2 protein-coding genes and 1 pseudogene are annotated in these 3,441 nt (G+C 70.3%); all 3 read right to left on the minus strand.

The features are described 5' to 3' along the window. Positions 1-2,185, minus strand: a 2,185-nt coding sequence (gene katG / locus FUT87_RS04155; RefSeq protein ID WP_147240182.1) for a catalase/peroxidase HPI, incomplete at its 3' end; no start/stop codon positions are given. A 182-nt stretch (positions 2,186-2,367) separates the two neighbouring features. After that, complete coding sequence (locus tag FUT87_RS04160; RefSeq protein WP_147240183.1) at positions 2,368-3,249, minus strand: YbgC/FadM family acyl-CoA thioesterase; 882 nt, start codon at positions 3,247-3,249, stop codon at positions 2,368-2,370. Continuing rightward, positions 3,246-3,441: pseudogene (locus FUT87_RS04165) on the minus strand (hypothetical protein); the annotation flags it as partial. The pseudogene FUT87_RS04165 and the gene FUT87_RS04160, both read right to left, overlap by 4 nt.

The following is a 3,441-nucleotide window of genomic DNA, read 5'->3' on the forward strand; positions in this document are numbered from 1 at the left end:
GGTCCAGGTTCATCACCTTCGTCCACGCGGCGACGAAGTCCCGGACGAACCGGCCCTGCGCGTCGGCGCTGCCGTAGACCTCGGCCAGCGCGCGCAGCACCGAGTTCGAGCCGAACACCAGGTCCACGCGGGTGCCGGTCCAGCGCGGCTGCCCGGTCTCGCGATCCAGGCCTTCGAACACGTCGGGATCCTGCGCGCTCGCGCGCCACTGGGTCGACATGTCCAGCAGGTGGACGAAGAAGTCGTTGGTGAGCACGCCAGGCCGGTCGGTGAAGACACCGTGCGACACGCCGCCGACATTGGCGCCGAGCACCCGCAGACCGCCGACCAGCGCCGTCATCTCGGGCGCGCCCAGCGTCAGCAGCTGCGCCTTGTCCACCAGCAGTTCCTCCGCCGAGACGGTGAAGCGGGCCTTCTGGTAGTTGCGGAAGCCGTCGGCGACGGGCTCCAGCACCGCGAAGCCCTCGACGTCGGTCTGCGCCTGCGAAGCGTCCGTGCGGCCCGGGGTGAACGGCACCACGACCGCATGGCCCGCGGCCTGGGCCGCCTGCTCGATCGCGGCGACGCCGCCCAGCACGATCAGGTCAGCCAGCGAGACGCGCTTGCCGCCCGTCGCCGCCGCGTTGAAGTCGCGCTGGATGGTCTCGAGCGCCGACAGCACCTTGGCCAGTTGCGCCGGCTGGTTCGCTTCCCAGTCCTTCTGCGGCGCGAGGCGGATCCGCGCGCCGTTGGCGCCGCCGCGCTTGTCGGAGCCGCGGAAGGTCGAGGCGCTGGCCCAGGCGGTCGAGACCAGCTCGCTCACCGTCAGGCCGAACGCCAGGATCTGGGCCTTCAGCGCCGCGATGTCCGCCGCGTCGATCAGCGCGTGGTCGACGGCCGGCAGCGGGTCCTGCCAGAGCAGGTCCTCGGCCGGCACGTCCGGGCCCAGGTAGCGCGACTTCGGGCCCATGTCGCGGTGGGTCAGCTTGAACCAGGCGCGGGCGTAGGCATCGGCGAAGGCGGCCGGATCCTGATGGAAGCGGCGCGAGATCGGCTCATAGATCGGATCCATGCGCAGCGACAGGTCGGCCGTCGTCATCATCGGCGCGTGCTTGCGCGACGGATCGTGCGCGTCCGGGATCATGTGCTCGGGCTTGACGTCCTTGGCCACCCACTGGTGGGCGCCCGCCGGGCTCTTGGTCAGCTCCCACTCGTAGCCGAACAGCATGTCGAAGTAGCCGTTGTCCCAGGTGGTCGGATTCGGCTTCCACGCGCCCTCGATGCCGCTGGTGGTGGTGTGCACGCCCTTGCCCGACTCGAACTGGTTGATCCAGCCCAGGCCCATCGCCTCGATCGGCGCGGCCTCCGGTTCCGGGCCGACCAGCTTCGGATCGCCGGCGCCATGCGCCTTGCCGAAGGTGTGGCCGCCGGCGACCAGGGCGACGGTCTCCTCGTCGTTCATGCCCATGCGGCCGAAGGTGTCGCGCACGTCGCGGCCCGAGGCCACCGGATCGGGCTTGCCGTCCGGGCCTTCCGGGTTCACGTAGATCAGGCCCATCTGCACCGCGGCCAGCGGCTTCTGCAGCTCGCGCTCGCCGGAGTAGCGGCTGTTCGGCTTGTCGCTGGTGGCCAGCCATTCGGTCTCGGCGCCCCAGTAGACGTCCTCCTCCGGCGCCCAGATGTCCTCGCGTCCGCCGGCGAAGCCGAAGGTCTTGAAGCCCATCGATTCCATCGCGACGTTGCCCGCCAGGATCATCAGGTCGGCCCAGGAGATCCGCTGCCCGTACTTGCGCTTGATCGGCCACAGCAGGCGGCGCGCCTTGTCGAGGTTGCCGTTGTCGGGCCAGCTGTTCAGCGGCGCGAAGCGCTGGTTGCCGGCGCTGGCGCCGCCGCGGCCGTCCGCGGTGCGATAGGTGCCGGCGCTGTGCCAGGCCATGCGGACGAACAGCCCGCCGTAGTGGCCCCAGTCGGCCGGCCACCAGGGCTGCGAATCGGTCATCAGCGCGGTCAGGTCGCGCTTGAGCGCCTCCAGGTCCAGGCGCTTGAATTCCTCGGCGTAGTTGAAGTCCTCGCCCATCGGATCGGACTTGGCCGCGAGCTGTCGCAGCACCGACAGGTTGAGCTGGTTGGGCCACCAGTCGCGGTTGGTCCGCGCCACCGGCGCGCTGCCATGCCCCATCACCGGGCACTTGCCTTGTTCACTCATCGCTTCTCCAGTTGTCTTGCTGCCGGCACCGCGTCGCCAAGATGTCGAGCCCTCCTCGACGCGGTGCTTCCTGTCCCCTGGGGTGTCAGGGGTGGGGCGAGTATTTGCTATCGACAATCAGAGAACCATTTGCAATTCCTAATGGCTTGGATAGCGGCAAGCTTGGAGAAGCTGGGGCTGGGTCACAGCCCCCGGACCATCTCCACATGCGCGATGCCGGCTTCCTCGAAGACCGGCCCGCGGCGCTGGAAGCCGGCGCGGGTGTAGAAGCCTTCGGCGCTGAGCTGCGCGTGCAGCAGCACTTCGCGGTAGCCCTGCTCGCGGCCGGCCTGCATCAGCGCGTCCAGCACCTGGCGGCCGACGCGGCTGCCGCGCATCGGCGACAGCACCGCCATGCGGCCGATCTTGGCCACGCCCGGCACATGCTCCAGCAGCCGGCCCGTGGCCAGCGGCCGGCCCAGCCGGTTGTAGGCGACCGCGTGGGTGCAGCTCTCGTCGGCGGCGTCCCACTCCATGTCGGCGGGGATCTTCTGCTCCTCGACGAACACGGCCTGCCGGATGCGGTGCGCGTCCGCGCCCAGCGTCGCCCAGTTGCCCACGCGCGCGTCGGTCATCGGCTCGCCGCGCTCGAAGCCCAGCAGCAGCTCGCGCAGCGCCTGCGGCACCGCCTTGGGCACGCGCGCCACCGGATCGGCGAAGACATAGACCAGCTCACCATGCACCAGGCACTCGTCGCCGCGGAACACCGCGCAGCTGACCGTCAGCGAGGTCGTGCCGACGCGCTCGGTGCGCACGCCGATGTCCAGCAGCTCGTCGTAATGCGCCGAGCCCAGGTATTCGATCGTCGACTTGCGCACGAACAGGTCGCCCTCGAGCGCCTGCATCGTCGGCGCGTAGGGCAGCGCCAGCGCGCGCCAGTAGCCGCCCACGGCGGTGTCGAAGTAGGTCAGGTAATGGCCGTTGAAGACGATCTGCTGCGCGTCGATCTCGGCCCAGCGCACGCGCAGGCGTTCGAAGAAGCGGAAGCGGTCGCGCGCGAGCGCGGAGGCGTTGGTGCTGCTCATGCGGAGGCCCCGGTGGGGGTCGTGGAGGTCGTGGAAGTCACGGGGGCGGTGGCCGGCGCCGGCAGGCCGAAGGCGGTCCGGAGCGCATCGGCGCAGGCGTCCAGCGCCTGCTCGGCTTCGGGGATGCTGCGACCCATCTTGATGAAGTCGTGGGTCACGCCGCGGTACAGCTCCAGCCGCACCGCGTTGCCG

This window comes from Mitsuaria sp. TWR114, from assembly GCF_007997345.1.